The organism is Streptomyces tamarix (genome assembly GCF_032423885.1).
Taxonomy (GTDB): Bacteria; Actinomycetota; Actinomycetes; order Streptomycetales; family Streptomycetaceae; genus Streptomyces; species Streptomyces tamarix.
Genome location: NZ_JAWCTQ010000033.1, coordinates 39,901 through 63,990, shown reverse-complemented (window position 1 = coordinate 63,990; position 24,090 = coordinate 39,901). Strand labels below are relative to the sequence as shown.

Annotated in this window: 19 protein-coding genes and 3 tRNA genes; 6 read left to right on the top strand and 16 right to left on the bottom strand. The window is 74.9% G+C overall.

All coding sequences use genetic code 11. From position 1 onward, the window contains the following. Positions 1-2: 2 nt before the first annotated feature. The gene (locus tag RND61_RS23155; protein WP_315879978.1) at positions 3-302 is read right to left on the bottom strand and encodes a YtxH domain-containing protein; all 300 of its coding nucleotides are present in this window, start codon (positions 300-302) and stop codon (positions 3-5) included. Positions 303-484: 182 nt separating this feature from the next. Between RND61_RS23155 and RND61_RS23150 the strand changes: the two genes are divergently transcribed. From RND61_RS23150 to RND61_RS23140, 3 genes are all read left to right on the top strand, one after another. Beyond that, positions 485-557, top strand: a tRNA-Asn gene (locus RND61_RS23150). Between the two features lie 5 nt (positions 558-562). Beyond that, a tRNA-Asn gene (locus RND61_RS23145) sits at positions 563-635 on the top strand. Positions 636-821: 186 nt separating this feature from the next. Then, positions 822-898, top strand: a tRNA-Ile gene (locus tag RND61_RS23140). A gap of 1,017 nt (positions 899-1,915) precedes the next feature. Here RND61_RS23140 and RND61_RS23135 read toward each other — a convergent pair. Then, positions 1,916-3,064, bottom strand: coding sequence for a hypothetical protein (locus RND61_RS23135; RefSeq protein WP_315879977.1), 1,149 nt, complete (start codon positions 3,062-3,064; stop codon positions 1,916-1,918). 567 nt (positions 3,065-3,631) lie between these two features. Here RND61_RS23135 and RND61_RS23130 point away from each other — a divergent pair. Continuing rightward, positions 3,632-3,835 carry a hypothetical protein gene (locus tag RND61_RS23130; protein WP_315879976.1) on the top strand — a complete coding sequence of 68 codons (204 nt, stop codon included), beginning with the start codon at positions 3,632-3,634 and terminating at the stop codon, positions 3,833-3,835. A gap of 9 nt (positions 3,836-3,844) precedes the next feature. Here the strand turns inward: RND61_RS23130 and RND61_RS23125 are convergent, their stop codons facing one another. The 10 genes from RND61_RS23125 to RND61_RS23080 form a co-directional block, all read right to left on the bottom strand. Further along, positions 3,845-5,185, bottom strand: a complete 1,341-nt coding sequence (locus RND61_RS23125) for an MFS transporter (RefSeq protein WP_315879975.1) — start codon at positions 5,183-5,185, stop codon at positions 3,845-3,847. A gap of 121 nt (positions 5,186-5,306) precedes the next feature. Beyond that, on the bottom strand, positions 5,307-5,876 hold the full coding sequence (locus tag RND61_RS23120) for a GNAT family N-acetyltransferase (RefSeq protein WP_315879974.1): 570 nt from the start codon (positions 5,874-5,876) through the stop codon (positions 5,307-5,309). Next, positions 5,836-6,801 (bottom strand): homoserine O-acetyltransferase/O-succinyltransferase family protein, encoded by a 966-nt coding sequence (locus RND61_RS23115; protein ID WP_315879973.1) that lies wholly within the window; start codon positions 6,799-6,801, stop codon positions 5,836-5,838. Before RND61_RS23115 ends, RND61_RS23120 begins: the two co-directional genes overlap by 41 nt. A 28-nt stretch (positions 6,802-6,829) precedes the next feature. Beyond that, positions 6,830-8,029, bottom strand: coding sequence for an O-succinylhomoserine sulfhydrylase (locus RND61_RS23110; protein WP_315879972.1), 1,200 nt, complete (start codon positions 8,027-8,029; stop codon positions 6,830-6,832). Between the two features lie 29 nt (positions 8,030-8,058). Beyond that, positions 8,059-8,775 (bottom strand): TenA family transcriptional regulator, encoded by a 717-nt coding sequence (locus tag RND61_RS23105; protein WP_315879971.1) that lies wholly within the window; start codon positions 8,773-8,775, stop codon positions 8,059-8,061. A gap of 95 nt (positions 8,776-8,870) precedes the next feature. Then, on the bottom strand, positions 8,871-10,181 hold the full coding sequence (locus RND61_RS23100; RefSeq protein ID WP_315879970.1) for an aminotransferase class I/II-fold pyridoxal phosphate-dependent enzyme: 1,311 nt from the start codon (positions 10,179-10,181) through the stop codon (positions 8,871-8,873). Positions 10,182-10,185: 4 nt separating this feature from the next. Beyond that, on the bottom strand, positions 10,186-11,634 hold the full coding sequence (locus tag RND61_RS23095; protein WP_315879969.1) for a hypothetical protein: 1,449 nt from the start codon (positions 11,632-11,634) through the stop codon (positions 10,186-10,188). Then, positions 11,631-13,184, bottom strand: coding sequence for an L-tyrosine/L-tryptophan isonitrile synthase family protein (locus RND61_RS23090; protein WP_315879968.1), 1,554 nt, complete (start codon positions 13,182-13,184; stop codon positions 11,631-11,633). The genes RND61_RS23095 and RND61_RS23090 overlap by 4 nt, the downstream gene beginning before the upstream one ends. Positions 13,185-13,193: 9 nt before the next feature. Further along, positions 13,194-14,423, bottom strand: a complete 1,230-nt coding sequence (locus tag RND61_RS23085) for an MFS transporter (RefSeq protein WP_315879967.1) — start codon at positions 14,421-14,423, stop codon at positions 13,194-13,196. Between the two features lie 364 nt (positions 14,424-14,787). Next, positions 14,788-17,202, bottom strand: coding sequence for an AfsR/SARP family transcriptional regulator (locus RND61_RS23080; RefSeq protein WP_315879966.1), 2,415 nt, complete (start codon positions 17,200-17,202; stop codon positions 14,788-14,790). Positions 17,203-17,518: 316 nt separating this feature from the next. Between RND61_RS23080 and istB the strand changes: the two genes are divergently transcribed. Beyond that, the gene (gene istB / locus RND61_RS23075) at positions 17,519-18,781 is read left to right on the top strand and encodes an IS21-like element helper ATPase IstB (protein WP_391653969.1); all 1,263 of its coding nucleotides are present in this window, start codon (positions 17,519-17,521) and stop codon (positions 18,779-18,781) included. Positions 18,782-18,874: 93 nt separating this feature from the next. Here the strand turns inward: istB and RND61_RS23070 are convergent, their stop codons facing one another. Beyond that, complete coding sequence (locus tag RND61_RS23070; RefSeq protein ID WP_315879964.1) at positions 18,875-19,288, bottom strand: organic hydroperoxide resistance protein; 414 nt, start codon at positions 19,286-19,288, stop codon at positions 18,875-18,877. A gap of 99 nt (positions 19,289-19,387) precedes the next feature. On the opposite strand from RND61_RS23070, the gene RND61_RS23065 reads away from it, so the two are divergent. Beyond that, entirely contained in the window at positions 19,388-19,966 is a 579-nt protein-coding gene (locus RND61_RS23065) for a MarR family winged helix-turn-helix transcriptional regulator (RefSeq protein WP_315879963.1), read from the top strand. Positions 19,967-20,000: 34 nt separating this feature from the next. On the opposite strand, the gene RND61_RS23060 is transcribed toward RND61_RS23065, so the two are convergent. From RND61_RS23060 to RND61_RS23050, 3 genes are all read right to left on the bottom strand, one after another. Next, positions 20,001-21,341: a carboxyl transferase domain-containing protein gene (locus RND61_RS23060; RefSeq protein ID WP_315879962.1), complete on the bottom strand. Its 1,341-nt coding sequence runs from the start codon at positions 21,339-21,341 to the stop codon at positions 20,001-20,003. Beyond that, positions 21,334-22,806, bottom strand: coding sequence for an acyl-CoA synthetase (locus RND61_RS23055; protein ID WP_315879961.1), 1,473 nt, complete (start codon positions 22,804-22,806; stop codon positions 21,334-21,336). Before RND61_RS23055 ends, RND61_RS23060 begins: the two co-directional genes overlap by 8 nt. Before the next feature lie 115 nt (positions 22,807-22,921). Beyond that, positions 22,922-23,965 carry a rod shape-determining protein gene (locus tag RND61_RS23050; protein WP_315879960.1) on the bottom strand — a complete coding sequence of 348 codons (1,044 nt, stop codon included), beginning with the start codon at positions 23,963-23,965 and terminating at the stop codon, positions 22,922-22,924. Positions 23,966-24,090: the final 125 nt, after the last annotated feature.

Below are 24,090 nucleotides of genomic sequence, written 5' to 3'. Positions count from 1 at the left end.
CGTCAGGTGTTCGTCGTGCCCCAGTCGTCCTCGGTGCCCTGGCCGCGCTCCCGCAGCGAGCGCACCCGCTCGGCGACCGACTCCGGCATCCGGTCCCCGACCTTCTCGCTCACCACGTGGTACGCCCGCCCGGCGACCTGCCGGCCGGTCTGCGCGGCCGATTCCGCGGCGTTGCGCACGGCGGGGTTGGCGGAGAGCTGCCGCGCCGACTTCCGCAGATGCTCGTACCGTTCGCGCCCGGCCCGGGCCCCCAGGACGTACCCGACGGCCGCTCCAACGACGAACGTGAGCTTGTACCGCATGGCTGTCACCCTTCTCCGTAGGCGTCGGTGCCGGCCGCCTGCCCGCAGGGGCGGAGGTCACACCCGGGCCCGGGGCGGTACCGATTGGCGGAGCACCCCCCGGCTTGCGCTAATGTATGTGTCGCAGCGAGCGAGCGCCGCCCGGGAGACCCCAGGTGGGTACGATCGGTGCAACGCAGCAATCCCCTGTAGCTCAATTGGCAGAGCAGCCGGCTGTTAACCGGCAGGTTACTGGTTCGAGTCCAGTCGGGGGAGCGCGGTCCCCTGTAGCTCAATTGGCAGAGCATTCGGCTGTTAACCGGAGGGTTGCTGGTTCGAGTCCAGCCGGGGGAGCAGTGGTGAGAGAGGGTCCTACGGGGCCCTCTTTCCCGTTTTCCGATCTTCTCCGACCGGTCCGGAACCATCCGGCGCCGATGATCGTCCTCCAGGGCGTGCGTTGCCGACCATCCGGAGCAGGAGATCGTATGAGCGGCTATGCTGCGGCAGACGGCGCGCACAAATGTGCGCGACGCGCCGCACGGGGCGGTAGCTCAGCCGGTTAGAGCAGCGGACTCATAATCCGTCGGCCGTGGGTTCGAGTCCCACCCGCCCCACCAGCGCGGTCACCTGGCAGGAACGTTCTGACCAGCGGTTCCGCTGGTCCCGCCGGTTGTCGGAGCGATCGCGACGGCCTCACCCGATCCCTCCCTCCCAGAGTGGGGACGGATCGGGGGCGTGGGAACCGCGACACGCGCCGGATCAGCCGGACGGCGCGGTTTCCCCCTCGTTCGGTCCAACGGAAGCGGCACGCCGCCGACCGGACCGGTGCCCCCGCCCTTCCCCGGTGCGGGCGGAAGCGGCCGGTCCCGCCGTCCGGACCCTCCGGTCCGCCACCCGCTCGGCCGGCGTCGCGGAGCCGGCCGCACCGCCTCTCCGGTGTCCCCTCCCCGCGCAGGACGCCCCCACCGTGGCCACGCGAGCCCGGGCGCCCCCGTCGAACCGACCCCTTCCCGCGCGGCACACCCCCGCCGGCCGAGCGGGTCATGCCGTGGGAACGCGGCCGTCGGGGCGGGACTCCTCCGCCGGGGCCGGGCCCGGGGCGCGGTCCGGGTGGGCGCGGGAGGGCGCTCCTTCCGCGGGGTGGCCACCGCGGACGGTCCGCGGCGGGTGCGCCGTGCGCGCCGGGCCCGGGACGAAGGCCCGCTCCCACGGGGACGCGACGATCACCGCGACGGTCACCGCGGCGATCGGACCGGGCGGCTCCGGGGCCGTGGGCCCGCCCTGCGCGTCGTCGTCCGCCCATGCCCTCCCGGCACGTGCCGAACGCGGGGCCCGCGGTGCAAGAGATGATCACCCATGATCAAGACATTTATCACCCCGCGGGGAAGACCGCCTTTTCTGCGCGGGCTCCGTACCGGCGCCGGAGGGTTCCGGCCGGTCGTCCCCGGGCCGGCGCGCCCATCGCCCCGGGCGCCCGGCCCGATCCCGCCCTCAGGTCGGGGCGGGGCGGTGGGGCCCCGGGTTCGCCCGGTCGGCCACCGCCCGTTCGGCGCAGCGCCTCCCCGGGCCCGACGGGCAGGGAGGCGGGCCGTGCCCGGGCGCGCCGGAGCGCCGCCGGTGGCCCGGCGCGCCCGTCAGGTGACCACCACCTCCGCGCTGAGGGCCGGCTGCCGGTGCAGCCGGGACAGTGCCTCCTGGACGCGGCTGACCGGCTCGTCGAGGCGCAGTCGCGTCCGCGCGTACGCATGGACGAGGCGCCCCAGCGCGTAGACGCCCGGCCCCACGTGCTCGACCAGCCCGGCCGCGACGAGTTCGGCGAGCAGCCCCCGGGCCTCCTCCGGGCCCGTGCCGACCAGGCGGGCGGCGGCGTGCACGTCGGCGTGCGCGGCGGGCTGCAGGGTGAGCAGCCGCAGGAGGCGGCGCGCCTCGCGGGAGACCCGGCGTTCGGACGCCGCGAAGGACCGGCCCATGCCGCCGCGCAGGACCAGCGAGGCGACGACGTGCTCGTGGTAGTCGGCGAGCGGCCAGTCGGGGTGGGAGGCGATGTGGCGCCCCACGAGGACCAGGCCCTGCGGGAGGTGGCCGACCGCCTCGCCGACCAGCTTCGCGGCGAGCGGGTCCGCGTCGATCCGGGCGGCACCCGCGACGGCCCGCAGGATGCGCAGCGAGTCGGCCGGGGCGCACGGCGGGACCCGGACGCGGCCACCGATGCCCAGCCCGGACAGGCGGCGCCGCGTGGTGACCAGCGTGTGGCCCGCGCGGGGCCCCGGCAGCAGCGGCCGCACCTGCGCGGCGTCGTGGGCGTCCTCCAGGATCAGCAGCGCGCCCGTGCCGGCCAGCAGGCGGCGCAGCAGCACCGAGCGGCCGTCCGCGGACGCCGGTACGCGGGCCATGGGCGTGCCCAGGACGCGCAGCAGGTGCCCGAGCGCGGTGAAGGGGCTCGCCGGGGGCGCCTGCGGGTGCGTGCCGTGCAGGTCGACGACGAGGACGGGGCCGCCCGTGCGGTGGGTGGCGCCGAGGCGGCGGCCCAGCGCGTGCGCCAGGGTGCTCTTCCCGACCCCCGCGGGGCCCTCCAGGACGACCGTGCGGCCACTGCCGGGGAGGTCGAGGAGGCGGAGCGCCTCTTCCACGACGGCGTCGCGCACGAGCGGCCCGTCGGGCGGTGGCGGGATCCTGTCGGTGACCCGGACCCCGGGGCCGGTCGCGGCCTCGCCCAGGGCGTTGTGCAGGGCGCGGCTCCAGGCCGCCACCACCTCGTGGTCGTCCGTCGCGAGTGCCCGCACGACCGCCAGCAGAAGATCGGAATTCGGGCGGCGGCGGCCCGTTTGAAAACAGTTCCCCACAGTTGAGCGGGCCGGCAACTCGCTTCTCGGCCGACCCGCGCGACGCCAGTCCCGGTGAACACGGCGTGTTATCTCGGTGATGGAAGGATTGCCGGCTCTCATCTTCAGTGCGCGCAGCTGAATGACGAACTCGTCCAGCGTGCGTATTCCGTCGAGTTCCGACGTGTGAGGCACGCGGCCCGCCCCCTCCCAGATGTGTCAAGGCCGGTGGGTCATGCGCTGGTGCGCGTCACCGTACCGTACGGTCGGCCGCCGGCGTCAACAGCGATCCCGCATGATGAGAAGGCTCTTGAGCGGTCCGGTGGTCGTCGGCCGACGGGAGGTTCGTCGGTTGGGAAGGGGGTCTGGTTCCCAGGTGACGGAGGTTTTTCCAGAGCCTTTGTGCACGGCGCGCCGGGGGGCCGGTAATTCGGCCGCCGCTGTTCCGCGGGCGTCCCCACCGCGCCTAGTATCGCGATACCGGGGAATTGTCCGGCCGTGGGACGACGAGGACGAGGAGGGGGAGAGATGGCGAGTTCCCGATGGGCTCCGCCCCGGCATCTGATCGGTTTCGTCGCGCTGCTCGCGCTGCTGTTCTTCTGGGCGTATTACGTCGGCGTGCTCGCCGGAACGGTCGCGCCCGGCCTCCGCCCTGGTGGGGTGGAGACCGGGGTCGAGCAGGGGGACCGACCGGCCCGCGAGCTGGAGGGCGGGCACGGCCACGGCATCTGAGCCGGGCGGTCAGCGCTCCGCGACCGCCTCCGGCGCCGTGCCGCCGGTGCCGTCCGCCTCCGCCCCGTCCCGCGCCCCGCGCAGCGCCCTGGGCAGCCACACGGCGATGATCACGGTGGACACGAGGGCGATGACCGCCGAGCCGACGACCACCGGGTCGTACGACTGGAGCGTGTCGTAGCTGATGCCGCCGCCCTCGCTCGCGACGAACGCGCCGATCTGGTGGATGAACCACATCAGGCCCAGCGCCAGGCCCTTCGCCCGCGCGTCCAGCGAGTTGATCAGGTACATGGAGCTGGCGACCACGGTGCCCAGGTACGTGATGCCGAACAGCAGGCCGAAGACGTTCGCGGCCAGCGCGGTCGGCGCCGCCATCAGCACCACCAGCGACAGCGAGCGCACCAGGTAGCTGCCGGCCAGGACCTTCAGGCCGTGCCCCCGGTCGCAGTAGTAGCCGGCGACGAGCGCGCCCACGATCTCGGCCGCGCCGAGCAGCGCCACGGTCGTACTGGCCACCGTGCCGCCCAGGCCGATGTGGTCCAGGTGCGCCACCAGGTGGACGTCGACGAAGGCCATGGTGACGCCGCAGCCGAAGAAGGCGAGGCTGACGGTCCAGAACACCCGGGACCCCAGCACCTCCGAGAGCATGCCCGCGCTCGACTTCCGCTGCGGGGCCGCGCCGCCCTTTGCCGCGCCGCCGGTCTCCTTCGGCAGGACGAACAGCGCGACCACGGTGATGACGAGCAGGACCACGCCCAGCCAGCGGAACACCGTCCGCCAGACGGTCCCCTCGTCGATCTGGATCCACAGCGGCAGCAGCGCCACGAAGCCGACCGCCGTGCCGTTCATGAGGATCGCGTAGGTGACGCCCCGCCGCTCGGGCGGGAACATCTCGTCGACCAGCACGCCCAGCGGCACGTACGAGATCGCCGTGTACGAGACGGCGAGGCCCACCCCGTACACCAGCGTGAACACCGCGAACGACTGGGTGAAGCCGCCCGCCAGGAAGAGGACGCCGCCCAGGACGAGCCCGCCGGCCAGCGACTTGCGCGCCCCGAACCGGTCCGCGACGTACCCCATGACCGGCGACGCGATCGCGTACGTCAGCATGAACGCGGACGGCGCGATGGCGAACGTGCCGCGCGACACGTCGAAGTCCTCCGTCATGGAGACGTAGAACGCCGTGAGCGTGTTCTTGATCGACGAGGAGAGCAGCGCGATGACGAAGCCCAGGGCGACGGCCACCCACAGCAGGGTCCGCCCGTGCCGGGACGCCCCGGAGCCGGTGGACTCGGGCGGACCCGGCGCTTCGGGGGTGCGCGTACTCGTCTCTTCCTCGAAGGGCGGCATCTCTCTCCCTGCCTGTGTCGTGGCCGGCGCGTCCCGGGCTGTCGGTGAGTAAGTGAATGTACGCGTCCGGTCGACGGGTACCCCGGTCATTCCGGCCACCGGACGGTCACCTGACGAACGGTCAGCCCGCGGACGGCGCGCCGGTCCGCTCGCGGACGCGGTCGGCCACGGCCGCCGCCAGCTCCCGCACCTGGTGCCGCATGTAGTGGCCCCGGTACGACCGGCCGTCCACGCGCGCGTAGTCGTCGAGCACGCCGTACGAGGTGAACCCGAACCGCGACCACACGCGGTGCGCCTTCGAGTCCTCCCGGACGTCGATGACGAACGTCTCCACGCCCACCTCCTCCGCCTTCGCGCAGACCCGCTCGACGAGCTGGTACACGGCCGACGTGCCGCGCACCCGCGGCTCCAGGTACGCCTTCATCACCTCGGCGAGGTGGCGGCAGTTCGGCATGGAGTTGGTCTTCATGACGCACATGGCCGCCACCCCCTCCTCGTCCTCGCCGATCAGCAGGTGCCCGCCGCCGCCGGAGACCAACTGCGCGACCCCGTTGACGAACCCCTCCTGCTGCGCCTGCGTGGGCGTCTCGGCGTAGCCCAGGATGCCGTCGTCCGCGGCGCTCGCCGCCAGCATCCTGGCGAGGTCCTTCTCATAGGCCCGTACGTCGTGGGGCCAGTGCCATGTCAACACGGTGGTCAGCACTCCGCTCTCTCGAATCGTCCAGGGCCCGCAGCCAGTTGGCGAAGAAGGCCCGCGAGTCCGCCAGCCAGCCGCCGTCGATGCCCTCGGCGGCGGCCCGGTCGGGGAAGCTCTTGATCAACTCCGGGTCGCGCTGGTCCCGGAGCTTCTCGGCGAACGTGAGGAGCGTGTCCTCCGCGTCCGCCGTCAGGTAGCCCTGCGGCAGGTCCGGCACGTGGTCGGCCTCGCCGGCGGCGTACCGGCGCAGGTCGCGCCGGTACTCGCTCAGCAGGGTCTCCCGCAGGTACTCGGGGTGCCCCTGGCTGAAGACGTGCCGCAGCCCGTCCTCGCCGGTCGCCAGGGACCACGCGCCGTCCCCGGTCTCCAGGGCGACGGTGACGCCCACCCGCCGCAGCTCCTGCGCCGGCATGGTGTTCCACCGCGAGTGCGGCACGAGCACCGTGTCCGGCAGGCCGGCGGTGAGCGGGCCGCGGGCGTGCACGCGGTGGCGGTAGACGCCCTGCAGCTTGCGCGGCAGGCGGCTGCGGCTCAGTCCGTGCAGCAGGTGCAGCGCCGCGTGCGCCGACTGGCAGGAGTACACCGTCGAGGTGACCCGGTCCGCCGTGTCCTTGAGGATCCGGTCCACCACCGCCAGGGCCGGCTCGGCCTCGACGGCGCGGTAGCGCGGCTCCCCTCCGGTGACGATCAGCCCGTCCAGGGACGGCAGCCCGTCCCAGTCGATCCCGCAGTCCGCCGTCGGGCGGGTCATGTCCGCGCCGTACGCCGTGATGTCCACGGCGGTGCCGAGCCGGTCCGCCGCGGCCTCCACCGCGGACGCGAACATGTACCGCGCCCAGCTCTCCGGAGCCGGTGAGAAGAGGTCGACGATCCCGATCCGCAGAGCCCCGCGGCGGGCGCCGTCCGGTGTGTCGGTCATGCTTGCCCCGTTCGGCTTCGCGTTCATGTCATAACGCCCGGGCGTCGACGGCGCGCAGCGCCTGGTCCAGGTCGGCCATCAGGTCGGAGGCGTCCTCCAGGCCGACCGAGACCCTCAGCAGGTTGGGGGAGATCCCGGCGCGCTCCTTCTCGTACAGCGACATCCGGCCGTGCGTCGTGGACGCGGGGTGCGTGATCATCGACTTCGTGTCGCCGATGTTGGTGGTCACGGAGATGAGCGACAGGCTGTCGATCACGTTCCAGGCGTCCCGCTGGTCGCCGCGCACGGTGAAGCTGAGCAGCCCGCCGGGGCCGGACTGCTGCGAGTCGACCAGCTCCCGCTGCGGGTGCTTCTCCAGGCCGGTGTAGTACACCTCCTCCACCGCCGGGTGCTGGTCCAGCCACTCGGCGAGGAGCGTCGCGTTGCGCGAGTGCTCCCGCATCCGGATGGGGAGCGTCTCCAGCGACTTCAGGAACACCCACGAGTTGAAGGCGCTCGGGCTGGGGCCGGCGGTCCGCAGCACGTCGGTCACCGGCTTGAGGAGGTCCTCCCGCCCCGCGACGACGCCGCCCCCGCACCGCCCCTGGCCGTCGATGTACTTGGCCGCGGAGTGGATGACGAGGTCGGCGCCGAGCGCGATCGGGTTCTGCAGGACCGGGGTGCACAGGGTGTTGTCGACGACCAGCACGACACCCCGCTCGGCCGCGAGGGCCGACAGGGCGCGCAGGTCGGCGACGTGCATCATCGGGTTGGTCGGGGACTCCAGCACGAACATGGCGGTCTCGTCCCGGACGGCCTCGCGCCACTGGCCGATGTCCCGGACGTCCGCGATGGAGACGGACACCCCGAACTTCTCCATGTAGGTGCGGAAGAACCGGGGCGTCGTGCCGAACATCCCGTCGCCGAGGACCACGTGGTCGCCGGCCGAGAGGAGCCCGAGCGCCACGGCGGTGTACGCCGCCATCCCGGAGCCGACCGCGACCGCCGCCTCCGCGCCCTCCATGGCGGCGATCCGCTGCTCGAAGGCGGCCGTGGTCGGGTTGTTGAACCGGACGTACACGTTCCCGGGCCGACGGCCGGCGAACTTCTCGGCGGCGTCCTCGGCGTCCGCGAACACGTAGCTCGCCGTCAGGGCGAGCCCCTCGCTGTGGAGATCCGACAGATCCTGGTACTGCCCCGCGCGCACGGCGTGCGTGGCCAGGGAGTACGGCCTGGGCGGCTGATTCACGGGCACTCCTGCTCCTCCGTCGTCCGCGGTCAGAGCCGGCCGGCCTTGTACTCCTGGTAGATGCCCTCGTACATGTTGTAGAAGAGGTCGCACGTGTGGGAGACCGCGTACAGCGCCTCCTCCTGCATCTTCTCCGTGGTGCAGATGTCGGAGACCAGGTCCAGGCCGTGCCGGACGTGGTGGACGTCCTCCGCCTGGTGCACGGAGAAGAACAGCAGGTCCTCGTCCTTCAGGCCGTACACGCGCTTGAAGATGCTGTCGCGGGCCTCGGCGCCGCGGGTCTCCAGGTTCTGCCCCTCGCTGGCGATCATCACCGCGGCGGCACCGATGTGGTACGTCTCCGGGTTCTTGCACGCCTTCATGCGGTAGTCGATCAGCTCCTGCGTGTTCGGCAGGGCCGTCTCGGCGTCGCGGGTGGCGTCGTCGACGCCGATGGCGCGGATGAAGTCCTGCATCAGCTCGACGTGGTTCTTCGTCTTGGAGATGCGGCCGGTCTCCTCCTCGTAGAGGTTGAACAGCAGGCGCCGCTTGTGCTTGCCCTCCTTCGGGCAGAAGTAGAACAGCGTCTCGATGTAGTCCAGGAAGTGCTTCGTGAGCTGGTACCCCTGGAGCGCCACCTTCTGCAGGGTGTGCAGGTCCCGCTTCTCCGCGTCGAAGAGGATGTCGAACATCGGGTGGTTCAGCGTCAGCTTGTCGTGGAGCGTCCGCTCCAGCTGGTCGCGGAACTCGTCACGATCGGTCAGCATGTCCGGACTCCTTGGTCGTTGACTCGGGCCGCTCCCCAGCATCAGGGCCGGGGAGCGGCCGGTCCGACTTCGTGGACGATCCTGGACGCGCTCGTCTACGACCGTTCGAGGGCGGCGAGCAGCACGCACGCGGCGAGGCCCTCCATCGCCGTCTCCAGCTCGTCGAGACCCGGGTAGGTCGGGGCGATCCGGATGTTCCGGTCGCGGGGGTCCTTCCCGTACGGGAAGGTGGCGCCCGCCGGGGTCAGCCGGATGCCCGCCTCCGCCGCCAGCTCCACCGTGCGTCGCGCGCAGCCGTCCGGCACGTCGAGGCTGACGAAGTAACCGCCCCGGGGCCGCGACCAGGTGGTCGCGCCGAGGCCGCCCAGCCGCTCCCGCAGCACCCGCTCGACCAGGTCGAAACGGGGCCGCAGCAGCGCCCGGTGCTCCGCCATGTGCGCCCGCAGGCCCTCCGCGTCCCGCAGGAACAGGGCGTGCCGGAGCTGGTTGAGCTTGTCCGGCCCGATGGTCCGGCGGGACAGGTGGCCGGTCAGCCACTCCACGTTGGCCCGGGAGGAACCGAAGAACGCCACGCCGGCCCCCGCGAAGGTGATCTTGGACGTGGAGCCGTAGACGAACGCGCGGTCCGGGTGGCCGTGCTCGGCGCACAGGGCGAGGATGTCCGGCGCCGCCGCCGGCTCGTCGGTCAGGTGGTGCACCGCGTACGCGTCGTCCCACAGGATCCGGAAGTCGGGCGCCGCGGCGGGGAGCGCCGCCAGCCGGCGCGCGGTCTCCTCGCCGTACACGGCGCCCGTCGGGTTGCTGTACGTGGGGACGCACCAGATGGCCCGGACGCGGGGGTCCTCGGCGGCGAGCCGCTCCACCTCGTCCATGTCGGGCCCGTCCTCGCCCATCGGCACGGGGATCATCTCGATGCCGAGCTTCTCGCAGAGCGCGAAGTGCCGGTCGTAGCCGGGCACGGGGCACAGCACGGCCGTCCGCTCCGCGCCCCACGGCCGCGCGGAGCCCGGCACGCCGAACAGCACGGCGTGCACCAGCGTGTCGTGCATGAGGGCCAGGCTGGAGTTGCCGATCGCCAGCAACTGGTCGACGGGCACCCGCAGGACCTCGGCGAAGATCGCACGCAGCTCGGGCAGCCCGTGCAGGCCCCCGTAGTTGCGGTGGTCCGCGCCCGCGCCGGCGGGCCCGAGGGCGGCCGCGCCGATGTCCAGCAGGCCCGTCGACAGGTCGAGCTGGGCCGGGGACGGCTTGCCGCGCGTCAGGTCGAGCGCGAGGCCCCGCCCCTTCAGCGCGGCGTAGTCGGCGCGGATCCCCTCGGCCAGGTCGGCGAGGCGGGCGGCGCCGGCGGTGCCGGGGGCGCTGTTCGTGCCGGTGGTGCTGGTGGTACCGGTGGTGCGCAGTGTCATGGTGTCACCCGTGTTCGGGGTCGAGGATGTGGGCGAGCGCCCGGCGGACGCTCGGCTCGGGCCCGGAGGCGAAGCACAGCGGCTGCCCGTCCCGGGAGAGCCAGTCGAAGAGACGCGGTTCTCCGTCGTCCGGTTCGAGCAGCACCGGCGCGGAGTCCGGGGCCTGGACGAGGGTCTCCGCCACGGAACCGAAGGTGACGGGCCCCTCCGCGGGCACCCGGGCCACCACGTGCTGCGAGAGCTGCCCGCCGCCCCGGACGCCCAGGGTCAGCAGGGCGGGCACCTCCGGCCGGTCCCGCTTCTCGTGGACGGTCAGCCGCACGGTGTGCGGCCCGCCCGCCAGCCCCGGGGCGTTCCGGTCGGCCCGCGCGATCGCCGTGTAGCGGGCGGCCGAGGCGCGCCCCACCGCCAGGGCGAACGCGACGGCGTCCTCCAGCACCTCCGGCCGGTCGCCGAACACCTCCAGCCAGCGCGCCTGAAGGGCGGGCGACACCGCGCAGGACACCGCGGCCCGGGTCAGCAGCGGCGTGCGGTCCTGCGGCGACTCCCGCAGCCACCGGGCGACGTGCGGCGCCATCGGTACCCCGTGCGGCGCCTCGCCGGAGGCGGCCAGCGGCAGGACCCGCGGCCAGTCGACGTTGAACAGCATGACCGGCATCTGCGCGTCGACGTCCGCGTCGGTCAGCGCGGCGAGCTGTTCGCGCACCCGCTCCTCGTGCGCCTCCCGCGCGGCCGGGTCGGACCGCTTGGCCGCCGCGAAGTCCTGGAAGTCCACGGCACCGGGCGAGCCCAGGGCGTCGGCGATGCGGCCCCGCTGCGCGTCGTACTCCAGCAGCAGCTCCGGCTCGGCGAACAGCGCCGCGGCGAACCGGTTGCCGCCCGAGTACACCGTCATGCCGATCCGCTCGTCCCCGGCCAGCTCCCGGGCGGCCAGGACGAGGGCGACCAGCCGGCCCACCGCGTACACCTCGGCGAGGTCCGCCCACCGGCCGGCCGTCTTCAGCCCGCCGACGTCCCGCTTGGACTGCCCCCAGGCCAGCTCGAACCGCGGCGGCGCGTCGGCGGACAGGGCGCCGGCTATGCGGCGCTGGAGCGCCCGGGTGTCCAGGCGCCCGGCGTTGGCGCTGATCTGGTGGTTGCGGAACAGCTCCGCGACGAGGGCGGCGCGCCGGAGCGCCGGGTCGTCCAGCCCGTCGTACAGGGTCTCCCCGGACAGCACTTCGAGCGTGCCGCGGGAGCGTCGGACCAGGGCCTTGGCCTGCCGCTCGACGCCCTCGCGCCAGCGGGGCAGCAGCTCGTCGCGGAGCTGACGCGCCGTCAGTAAGCCGATGGGCTCGGGGGAGGACGGGAAGAGCGGGACCGCGTCGGGACTCTCCTTGAGCAGCGCGGGCAGTCCGCTGCCGCTGACGATGCGGTCCGGCTGGTAGGTCGGGGTGGTGGTCGCGGTCGTCATATCTCCATGGCCTCCAGCAGTCGGGAGAAGGTGCCGTCGAGCAAGGGTGCCGGATCGTCCACGTACGCGATGGGCTGCTGCGTCCGCTCCAGCCGGGCCAGCGGCAGGTAGGGGAGCTCGTGGCTGCCGCGTCCGGCCGCGCCGTGGAGGAGTACGGGCGTCTCCCCGGCGGCCTCGCGTTCGATGCGGTAGCGGAACGTGGGGCGGGCCCGGCCGTCCCGCAGAGCGTAGCCGCCCGTGGAGTGCTGGGCCGTCATGTTGGCGTCACGGGAGGCCGCGGTGGTGAAGTGCAGCTCGCCGGGCTTGCCGTGGATGGTGAGCTTCACCGCGCGCGGGGCGGTCTCCTTGATCAGGTTCAGGTCCCGGTCGGTCAGCGAGATCGCCACGTACCGGCAGGCCGCCCCCCACGCCTCCTCCCGCAGCGCGCGGTGCAGGTCCGGGTCGGCGGCGGTCCGCCCGTAGGGGGTCGCCGGGAGCTGCCCGCCGACGCCCGTCCCGGTCAGCGGGCGGCCCAGGTGGGCGACGTAGAGCGCGTACGCGTCCTGGTGCGCGTCGGAGTAGCACGGCCCGTCCGGCAGGCCCCCGTGGCCGGAGCCGAGCGCGGTGTAGCGCACGGACGTCGCGATGGACCAGAACGTGTGGGCCAGTTGCTCCCCGGTGCCGTCCGTGCCGGCCAGCCGCTCCAGGCTCTCGCGGGGCGTCACCGGGGAGAACAGCCGCCCGTAGCGGTCGACCAGGTCGGCGGAGCGCCGCAGGTAGTACTCCTCGCGGGTGCGCAGGTCCCCCGCGCCCAACCCGCGGGCGACCCACTCCTCGTAGTCGGCGACGTGGAGGACGCCGTCCGCGCCCAGTTCGCCCACCCACCGGCGCAGCGTGTCCTGGTAGGCGTCGACGACCGGATCGGGCGTGCGGCAGGCCCTGTTGTACTTGCGGCCGTCCGCGAGGACGGTGAAGCGGCAGCCGGTGGGGGAGAGGGCGGCCACCGTGTGCGCGAGCGCCGCGCAGCGGGCCAGCGAGTGCAGCTCGGCCGTGTCCGGGCTGACGCCCCGGTTCTTGACGGGCGAGAACGGCTTGCGCGAGAAGATCGGGAAGACCAGCTCCACCGGCTCGCCGTGGCGCAGGGCCTCCGCCACGCGGTCGCGCAGCTCCGCCCGCCCCATGTGCTCCCGCTGCGTGCGGAACCACTTCCCGTCCGACAGCGCCTCCGCCACGGCCTCGGCGGAACCGACGCGCCGCACCCCGTACTCGGACATCCGCTTGCGGGCCCGGGCCAGCGCCGTGTCCAGGCGGGCCGACGCCGTGCGGCTGACCGCGGCGCGCAGCGCCGGCATGACCGCGGCCAGCCACGCCTCCGCGTCGACGGTCACCGCGCGCGTGGCGTGCCGGCGGGCGGCGTAGAGCTGGAACGGGCGGGCGCGGACGGCGCGGATGAGCCGGTGCCCGTCGGATATCTGGCTTCGCCGCTGTTCGGCGGAGAGGTCCCGCAGCGCCCGTTCCCTGCGGCTCGTCACGAACCCCGAGGCGGACGGTTCGGTGGTGACGGTGGTCATGACTGTGCCTCACTTCCTCGTGTACGTGGTGGGGGACGACGCCCCGGGGGAGGCGGACGCGGCATCGGCGGGGGGCTCGCGCAGGAAGCGGACGACGACCGCGGCGGTGCCGCCGACGACGGTGAGCGCCAGCCAGGCGGCACCGAACCCGGCGTGGTCGACGAGCAGGCCGAAGAGCATCGGGCCGGTGGCGCCCCCGAGGGAGACGCCCATCTGCGTGACCGCCGTCGCGCGTGCCGCCCGGCCCGGGAAGGCCGCGCCCGCCACGTAGTGCAGCAGCCCCGCCCACCCCCAGCCGCCGCCGAACGCGAGCAGGCCGCCCAGCGTCGTCACCCACGGCCCGCCGCCCACGGCCAGCAGCAGCGTGCCGAGGGCGCCGGCGAGGTAGAGCTGCCACAGCAGCGAGCGCGGCGCGTACCGGCCCCGGTCCACGACCACCCCGGCCACGAGGCGGACCACGATGTTCGTCACCGAGCCGGCGGCGGCGAGCATGCTCGCCCAGGTCAGCGTCATGCCCTCGTGGACACCGGAGGCGATGAGGAACCCGCCGATCGCGTTGCCGACCATCGCCCCGCACAGCCCCGCGACGGCCAGGCCCAGCAGGTGCCCGTTCATCCGCAGCGGCGGCGCCGGGACGGCGGGCGCCCGCCGCCCGCCGGACGCCCGGTGGCGCAGCACCAGGCCCGGCAGGGCGTACGCCACGCACACGGCGGCCGACGCGACGAACACCGCCCGCCAGCCGAACGGCACGGCCACGGCGGGCACGGCCAGGCTGCCCAACAGCGTCGACGCGGGGATCGCGGCCTGCTTCAGGCCGAAGGCGAAGCCCTGGACGGACGGGGAACACCGCTTCATCAGCAGGGAGTTGGTGTGCGGCTGGGTGTATCCGTAGACGAGCCCGCCGACGGCCGTGCCCACGACGAGCCCCCCACTGCCGGCCCAGGCCGACAGGGACAGCGCCGCGGCGGTCACGAGCGCCGCCGAACCGACCGTCGTCTCCGCCGACACGGGGGTGTCGACCCGCCGGCTCAGGTACGCGCCGGACAGCGAGGACAGCCAGTACGCCGCCAGCAGCAGCCCCGTGTCGCCCGCGTCCCAGCCCAGCTCCCGGTTGACCAGCGTGCTCGTCGCCCCCACCAGGAACAGCGGCAGGGAGGTCAGTACGGTGATCAGCGCCACGCTCACGGCGGCGCCGGCTCCCGACCCGCCGTTCCCGCCCTTGTCGCCGGCCTCTCCCACGTCCGCCCCTTTCCGGAGAACTTTTCCGTCCGCCGCGCCGTCCGGCCGGAGAAAACACCGGCCCATTCCGGGTGCGGCGACGTTCCTTTTCGCGTGCCATTCGCGGCTTCCGCGGTTTCGGCCCCCATCATGACCGGCCTGCAAATGCGCCGGTCAAGTCCCGGCCCGGCGGGGGGTCGATTTCTCGTCACGCCTGTCCTGAACTGGGCAAAGGGTGAGTGACATCGGAATGGAACCGAAGAGAAAGGACCGCTGCGCGATGTCTCCGGGATGACGGGGAAAGGGTGCGGCGGCGACCGCGAAAAGACCGCTCGGGAAATGCGTACGAGTGCGGTGCGCGGGAGTTTCGCGGCGACCGCCGCGGTCAGGGGACCACCGGGTGGTGCGGCAGGTCCTCGTCGGGGAACGCCGCCGTGGGGTGCGCCGGGCCGGTGGCCGGCACCACCGCGTCCGCCTCCACCGCGCGCTCCGCGGCGAACAGCCGCACGAGGTCGTGGAGCCGGTAGCGCGGCCCGCCCGCGCCGTCCGGGCCGACGGCCACGACCAGCCGGGCGTCCACCAGTTGCTCGACCGCCGCCTCCGCGGCCTCCGCGGCCTCCCGGCCGGCGCCGAACAGCCCCGCCACCACCCGGTCCGCGACCTCCGGCACGGGCAGCAGGGCGAGGCGGCGCAGCATCCGCCGGGCGTCGGCGCCGACGGCGTCGTACGACAGGGCGATGCGGGCGCGGACCGCGACGCCGTCGTGCTCCAGCTCGTCGAGCCGCCGCCGCGCGTCGGCCAGCCGGGCGGCGACCCGGCCCAGCGTCCAGTGCGGCCTGGCCGCGAGCCTCGCCCCGACGACGCCCAGCGCGAGCGGCAGCCGCCCGCAGAACTCCACGACGCGCCGGGCCGCTTCGGGCTCCGCGGCGGGGCGCGCCTCCCCGGCGCTCCGCCGCAGCAGCTCCAGGGCCTGCTCCGGCGTCAGCAGGCCCGGCTCCACCACGAGCGAGGCGAGCGAGGACGCCACGCGCGCGCGGCTGGTGACCAGCACGGCGCAGCTACCGGTGCCGGGCAGCAGGGGCCGGATCTGCGCGGCGGACGCCGCGTCGTCGAGGACGACCAGCACCCGCTTGTCGGCGAGCAGCGCCCGGTACGCCTCGGCGCGCTGCTCCAGGCCGCTGGGGAGCGCGGAGCCCGGCGTGCCCAGCCGCCGCAGGAACCGGCCCAGGGCCTCCTCCGGCGGTACGGGCCGGGGGTGCGTGCCGCGCAGGTCGACGTAGAGCTGGCCGTTCGGGAAGGCGGGGCGGCGGAGGTGGGCGACGTGGACGGCGAGCGCGGTCTTGCCGGTCCCGGCCCCGCCCGCCACGGCCGCGACGGGGACGTGGCCGCCGGCCGCCGGGGTCAGCGCCTCGGCGAGCGCGGCGGTCTCGCGCTCGCGGCCGACGAACGCGCGCAGGTCGCCGGGGAGGAGGCACGGCCCGGCCGGCGTCTGCGCCCCGGCCGCCCGCCGCCGGTCGGCGCCGGCCGGGCCGGGCGCCGGGCACGGCGGGCCGACGGGCCGGGTGGGGGGCGGCTGCGGGCCCGGGGTCCGGGACCGCGGGGCCGGGGGCGGTGTCCGCCGGGCGAGGGACGGCAGCCGGGGCGCCCAGGAGGGGGGCCGCAGGGCCGGGCGCGGCTCCGGCGGGGCCGCGGGCGCGAAGCGGCGCGGTGCCGGCCGGGCGGGGGAAGGGGCGCACGGCGCGGGGCGCGGTCGCGGTACGCCGTCGGGTGCGGCCGGGGCCGTGCGGGCGCGGTCGCCGGTACCGCGGGGCGCCTCGCCGTCCGTGCGGCCGGGGCGCGCGTCCGCGCGGGACGCGGAGGTCCGGGGCGCGGGCGTCCGGGGCGCGGAGGGCGCGGGCGTCCGGGCCCGGGCCGCCGCCGCGCCGCCGGGTTCCGCACCGCTGGGCTCCGGCTCCGGGTCGCCGGGCTCCGGCTCCGGGTGGCTGGGTTCCGTACCGCCGGGTTCCGGGCCGCCGGGGACGGAAGGGGCCGGGGGCGGGGCGCCGCGCAGGATCTCCCGCTGGAGGCGCCGCAGTTCGGGCCCGGGTGCCGCGCCCAGCCGGTCCTCGAACAGCCGGACCGTGTCCCGGTACAGCCGCAGCGCGTCCGCCCGCCGCCCCGAGCGGTACAGGGCCGTCATGAGCTGGGCGCGCGGCCGTTCGGAGAACGGGTGCTCCTGGACGAAGGCGGCCAGCTCCGAGGTGACCCGCTCGTACCGGCCCAGCGCCAGGTGCACCTCCGCCCACCTCTCGCGCAGCGCGACCCGCTCCTCCTCCCAGGCGCGCGCCTCCGGGCGCCAGGCGCGCCGGTCCATGCCGCTGAGCAGCGGCCCGCGCCACAGGGACAGGGCGCGGTGCAGCAGCGCGGCCGCCTCCTCCAGCCGTCCGTCCGCCGCGCAGGCGTCGGCCGACGCCCGCAGCCGCCGGACGAGCGCGGTGTCGAGCTCGGCGTCACGGGCGGTCAGGACGTAACCGGGCGGCACGGTGAGGACGCGCCGCGGGTCCACGCCGGCCTGGCCGAGGCGCCGGCGCAGCAGCGACACGCAGACGGCGACCTGGTTGGCGGGGTCGGCGGGGAGCCGGTCCTCCCAGATGCCCCGGGCCAACTCGGCCACCGGCACCGTATGGTTGGCGTGGAGGAGGAGCAGGGCGAGGAGGTGCCGCAGGCGGGGCGCGGTGAGCGGGAGCAGCCGGCCGGCGACGCGGATCTCCAGCGGCCCGAGGAGCCGGAACTCCACTGCGGCGCCCGGGAGTTGCCCCATCTTCGCGTCGCCCCCTCATCGATCGTTCGCGTACCCGAACCACTGTCGACAGGTCGAACACCTCATCCGGCGACATTCGCACAACATGCCCACCTGAGCCACAGGGGATCCACGGACAGAGACGGGGCGTCGGGTCTGTCCTACTGAATGTCTATTCATCCCAACGAGTGGTGGGAATTCAGATTTTCTATCGTTTCCCAGAAGAATGGCGAGTCCCGTCACTTCGCACGAGATGCAGGAGATGCCGGTGTCCCGTCACGATTCGTCGTCCTCGCCCCCCACCCCCACCCCCGAGACCGAGACCGAGGCGTCGCACATGACGACGCTCGGGTACGCGCTGTTCGCCACGCGCTGGCTCCAGGCGCCGCTGTACTTCGGCCTGGTGGCCGCGCAGGGCGTGTACGTCTACAAGTTCTTCAACGAGCTGTGGAAGCTCGCCGAGCACGTCCTCGACGGCGAGGTGGACGAGACCCACGTCATGCTGGCGGTGCTCAAGCTGGTGGACGCGGTGATGATCGCCAACCTGCTGATCATGGTGATCGTCGGCGGGTACGAGACGTTCGTCTCGCGCATCGGCCTCCAGGGCCACCGCGACCAGCCGGAGTGGCTGTCGCACGTCAACTCCAACGTGCTGAAGGTGAAGCTGGCGACGGCGATCGTCGGGATCTCGTCGGTGCACCTGCTCCAGATGTTCGTGGACGTGCACCACACGCCGGAGCACGACCTGCTGTGGGGCACGGTGATCCACATGGCGTTCATCGTCTCGGCCCTGATCCTGGCCTACATGTCCGGCCCCATGGCGGCGCACGAGCACGGCGCCAGGGCGGACGGGAGAGGCGGCTCCCCGTTCGACCCGGCGGCCTTCCGCGCGGACGGCTCCATCCGGGAGGACGGCGGTGCGGCGGCGGAGGAGGGCGCCGGGTCGGCCCTCGTACCGCGGCAGGCCACGCCCGGGCGGACCCTGGCGGAGGTGGAGGCGGAGGCGCGGATCGAGGCGGCCGGGTTCCCGGCGCGCAAGGAGCTGGAGGCGTTCGACGCCGCGCACCTGCGCTCCTTCGACCCGCTGGTGCTCGACCGGCTGGGCCGGCTCGACTTCGTCGCCCGCCGGGAGAACGTCGTGTTCCTCGGCGGCCCCGGCACCGGCAAGACGCACCTCGCGGTCGCCCTCGGCGTGCGGGTCTGCGAGGCCGGGCAGCGGGTCCTGTTCGCCACGGCCCTGGAGTGGGGCGACCGGCTCCGCCGCGCCAAGGCCTCGGACCGGCTCACCGACGAGCTGACCGCGCTGGACGCGTACGCGCTGATCGTCGTGGACGAACTGGGCTACGTCCCGTTCGACGGAGAGTCCGCGAACCTCTTCTTCCAACTGGTCGCGCACCGCTACGAGCGGGCCTCGATGATCGTCACGAGCGACCGCCCCTTCGGGCGGTGGGCCGAGGTGTTCGGCGACGCCGGCACCGCCTCCGCGACGGTGGACCGGCTCGTCCACCACGCCGAGATCGTCACGCTGGAGGGGGAGAGCTACCGCACGCGGGGGCTGGCCGGCGCGCCGGCCGGAGGGCGGGCCGCGCTGGACGCGTGAGCCCGCCGAGCGGCGCGGGGCCCGGGGCCGGTGGGGTCCCGGGCCCCGCGCGCCGTGCTCCACGCCGCGTCGCCGCGCGCGCCGGCCGGTGGGTCACTCGACGACGATCTTCACGTCGATATTGCCGCGCGTCGCCTTGGAGTACGGGCAGTACGCGTGGGTCTTCTCCAGCAGGTCGCGGCCGGCCTCGCCCTGGAGGTGGTCCGGCAGCTCCACGCGCATCACGACCGCGAGGCCGAAGCCGCCGTCCGCGTCCTTGCCGATGCTCACCTCGGCGGTGACGGAGGCGTCCTTGACGTCGATCTTCTCCTGGCGGCCGATCGCGCCCATGGCGCTGGCGAAGCAGGCGGCGTAACCGGCGGCGAACAGCTGCTCGGGGTTGGTGCCCCGGCCGTCGCCGCCGAGGGCCTCCGGGAAGGCGAGCGGCAGGTCTATCCGGCCGTCGGAGCTGACGGCGCGGCCTTCGCGGCCGACGGCGGTGGCAACGGCGGTGTACAGGGCGTCCATGGGGGGTCCCGTCCTTCTCGGTCGTGGAGTGCGTCGCCATCATTTGTAGCAATCAATTTAATTGCGCACAACTCAATTGGGGGGCGGTAGCCTGGTGGCATGGACCACACGGACCCGCGCGGAGGCGTACGGGACGAGGAACTCCTCCGCCTCGACCACCAGATCTGCTTCTCGCTGCACGCCGCGACCCGGGCCTTCAACGGCGTCTACCGCGTCGCCCTCAAGGAGCTGGGCCTCACCTACCCCCAGTACCTGGTGATGCTGGTGCTGTGGGAGCACGGCGAACTGCCCGTGAAGCGCATCGGCGAGCACCTGCGCCTCGACTCCGGCACGCTCTCCCCGCTGCTGAAGCGGCTGGAGGCCGCCGGGTACGTGGAGCGCCGCCGCAGTCCGGAGGACGAGCGGTCCGTCACCGTGCGCCCCACCGCCTCCGGTGCGGCCCTGCGCGAACGGGCGCTCGGCGTGCCGCGCCGGATGGCGGAGGCGACCGGGATGGGCCTGGACGAGATCCGCGACCTGCGCGCCCGGCTGCGGGACCTGGCCGCCGCCCTGGACGGGGCGGCGCGGGCCCTCGACGGCGGCGCGGGCGGTGTCGGCGCGGACGGCGGAGGCGCGGGCAGTGGGGGCGCGGACGGCGGCGGCACGGGCGGCGGAAGCGCGGGCGGCGGCGCCCGGTAGGGCCCCGCCCGGCGGTCCGCACCCCCGCCGCGCCTCACACGATGCCGCGCACGACCCCCAGCTCCACCAGGTCCTGCGGCCGCAGCCGCAGTTGCTCGGCCGTGTGCGGGGCCTCCTCCGGCGGGCGCTTCAGTATCGCCGCGGCCAGCTCCGGGGCGATCACCGAGAAGTAGCTGTCGCGCGTCGCCCAGGTGTTGCCGGGCGCCGCCAGCGCCAGCGCGCCGCCCGAGCCGCCCTCCCCGACCACCAGCGTCGTCACCGGGACCCGCGCCCCGGCCACCGCCGCGAACACCTCCGCGATGGCCGCGCCCGCGCCGGCCCGCTCCGCCTCCGCGTCGTTGGCCGCGCCCGGCGTGTCCACCAGGGTCAGCACCGGCAGGCCCAGCCGGTCCGCGAGCCGGATCACCCGCGCGGCCGTGCGGTACCCGGCCGGCCGGGTCGCCGTGCCGCACTGCGCCGCGTACACGACGCCGCGCCCCTCGCGCAGCCCGACCCCGCACAACAGGCCGGGGTCCGTGCCGCCGCACCGGTCGCCGGTCAGCGGCAGCCGCTCCTCGAAGTACGCCTCCAGGTACGCCTCCGCGCGCGGTCGCGCCGCGTCGCGCGCCCGCCGCACCGCCTCCCAGCCGCTCCCCGGCAGCCCGCCGGTCCCGCCCGGCACCGACGGCGGGGGCACCGGGCCGGGCGCCGGGCGGGTCAGCGCGGTGAGCCAGCGCCCCAGGGCCGTACGGAGAGCGTCGGCCGGCACCACCGCGTCGACGTGCCCCGCCGCGAGCTGCCCCTCCGCCGTGTACGCCGCCGGGTCCGCGTCCACGGGCCGCACCCGCGACCCGGCGAACCCGATCTGCGCGCCGGGCAGCGCCAGCACGACGTCCGCGCCCGCCCCGACCGTCGCCCAGCCGCCCCCGGTCACCGGGTCCCGCAGCACGGAGACGTGCGGTACGCCCGCCTCCCGCAGCAGCACCGACTCGCGGGCCACCCGCTGCAACTGCGTCAGCGCGACCATGCCCTCCTGCATCCGGCTGCCGCCCGTCGCCACCAGGGACACCAGCGGCACGCCCCCCTCCCGCGCCAGCCGGTACGCGGCGCACAGCCGGTCGCCGGTGCGTTCGCCCAGCGACCCGCCGAGGAAGCCGAACTCGAACGCCAGCACCGCGCACCGCACCCCCGACACGACGGCCTCGCCGAACACGACGGACTCGCTCTCGCCGGTCCGCGTCCCCGCCCGGGCGCGCGCCGCGTCGTACCCGTCCCACGCCAGCGGCCCGTCCGGCGCCGTGGACGGGCCGGGCGGGGGCGGGGCGTGCTCCGTGAACGCGTCGGCCACCAGCGCGATCGCCGCGCGCGCCGTCAGCCGGGCCGCCCCCTCAGCCATGCAGGGCCCGCTTCATGACCTTGCCCATGTCGTTGCGGGGCAGCGCCTCCAGGTACCGGACGGCACGCGGTCGCTTGTGCGGGGCGAGCTGCGCAGCCACGTGGTCCGCCAGCTCACCGGCCGGCGGGGGCGCGGCCGGGTCCGCCGGCACGATCCACGCCACGACCCGCTCGCCCAGGTCCGCGTCCGGCTCGCCGGTCACGGCGGCCTCCCGTACGCCCGGGTGGGCGAGGAGCACGTTCTCGATCTCCCCGGTGCCGATCTTGAAGCCGCCGCTCTTGACGAGGTCCGTGGCCCTGCGCCCCACGAGCCGCAGCGAACCGTCCGGGTCCCGCACGGCCATGTCGCCGGTCTTGAACCAGTCCCCGTCGAACGCGGCGGCCGTGGCGTCGGGCCGGTTCAGGTAGGCGGTGAACAGGTTCGGGCCGCGCACCTGCACCTCGCCGATCGTCTCCCCGTCGTACGCGATGAGCGGCGTCCCGTCGTCCCCCACCAGCCGCAGCTCGACGCCGCGCAGGGGCGTGCCGACGGAGCCGGGCCGGTGCGGCGGCTCGGCTCCCAGGGGGTCCACCCGCACGGAGCACAGCATGAGCGTCTCCGTCATCCCGTACCGCTCGACGACCCGCCGCCCCGTCGCGGCGGTGATCCGTTCGTGGTCGGGCAGCGGCAGCGCGGCGGAACCGGAGACCAGCAGCCGGGCGCCGGCGAGCGCCCGGGCCAGTTCCTCGTCGGTGTCGAGCGCCTCCGCGAGGCGGTGGTACATGGTCGGCACGCCGAACAGCATGGTCCCGCCGTCCGCCAGCGCGCGCGCCACGCCCCCGGTGGTGAACCGCCCGAGGTGCCGGACGCTGCCGCCCCGGCGCAGCGGGCCGAGGACGCCGAGGACGAGCCCGTGGACGTGGAACAGCGGCAGGGCGTGGACCAGGACGTCGTCCGCGGTCCACGCCCAGGCGTCGGCGAGGGCGTCGAGGGACGCGGCCAGGGCGCGGCGCGGCAGGACGGCGCCCTTCGGCGGGCCGGTCGTCCCGGACGTGTAGACGACCAGGGCGGGCGCCTCGCCACCGGGTTCGGCGGGCGGCCACGTCTCCGGGGCGCCGCCTTCGCGCGCGTGGGGCGCGACGTCGACGCGCGGCAGGCCGTCGAGCGGGGCGGGGAGGTCGTCGCCGGGCGCGGCGAGCACCAGGGAGGGCGCGCTGTCGGTGACGATGTGGGTGAGTTCGCGCGTGCCGGTCCGCGGGTTGAGCGGCACGGCCGGAACGCCGGCGAGCAGCGCGGCGACCACCGCGACGGCGGTCTCGGCCGAGGGCGTCGCCCACACCGCGACCCGCCGGGCGCCGGTCAGGCGGGGCACCAGTGCCCCGGCGGCCGCGCGGAGCCCGCCGTAGGAGAGGACGCGCCCGCCGAACCGCAGGGCCGGCCGGGGGTCGTCCCGGCCGGCGGCGAGCGCCGGGAAGAGGGAGCTCACGGGTCGTCCTCCTCGCATCGCTGCACGGTTGTCCCGCCATGGTCCCAGCAGCCCGCGGCCCCACCGCGGGCGGGCCCCGCCGCGGGCGGGCCCCGCCGCGGGCCCGGCGGCGGGCTCAGCGGGTGCCCGCGAGCGGGTCGAGCGTGAGCGGTTCGACCCGGCCCTCCAGCATCTCGCCCAGCCCGAGGACCGCGCAGACGTCCGGGCGGTCCGCGATCCGCACGGGCATCCCGGTCGCGTTCCGCAGCATCTGGTCGAGGCCGGGGAGCCGCGCGCTGCCGCCGACCATCGTGATCCCGCGCTCCGCGAGGTCCGCGACCAGGTCGGGCGGGCAGTCGCGCAGCACCCTGCCGATGCCGTCGAGCACGGTGGTGAGCGGCGTGTGGATCGCCTGGCGCACGGCGGCGGTCTCCACGACGACCGAGCGCGCCAGGCCCGTGGCCACGTCCCGACCGTGGATCTCCGTGGCGGCGGGGCCCTGGGCGGTGAGGCCGTTGCCGTGCAGGGCCAGGTGGAGCGGCCGTACGGACTGGCTGGGCAGCATCAGCTGGTGCTGGTGGCGCAGGTACTGGATGACCGCGTGGTCGATGGCGTGCCCGCCGACCGGGATGCGCTCCGCGGTGACGATCGAACCCAGCGACAACACGGCCACCTGGGTCGTCGCCGCCCCGCACACCAGGATCATGGTGGCGGTCGGCTGCGCCACCGGCAGCCCGCAGCCGACCGCCGCCGCGATCAGGGTGTCGACCAGCTCGACCCGCCGGGCCCCCAGTCCCACCAGCGTCTCGACGGTCGCGCGCTGGGCGAGCGGGTCGCAGTCGTGCGGGGTGCAGGCGGCGGCGCGCAGCAGCGGCTTGCGGCGCAGTTGGCGGCGGAGCTTCTCGCCGAGGAGGCTGCGGAGCATCCGCTGCGCCATCTCGATGTCGACGACGCTGCCGCCCGACGCGGGGTGGACCACCCGGATGTAGCCGGGGGTGCGTCCGGTCATCTGCTCGGCGAACGCGCCGACCGCGATCAGCGCGCCGGTGCGGGTGTTCACGGCGGCCACGCTCGGCTCGTCCACCACGAGCCCCGCCCCCTTCACGAAGACGCGGGTCCTGGCGGCCCCGAGGTCGACGGCGACGTGGCAGCGGCGCAGCTGCTCAAGACTGACGGTCACGGCGGATCCTCCCGGGAGCGGTGTATGCCTGCATCGTCCGGCCGCCCGGCGTGCCGCGCGCGCTGGGCTGAGCCGGTCGGGCGTACGGACCTGACGGAGGGTCAGGGCGGGGGGAGGGGCCGGGC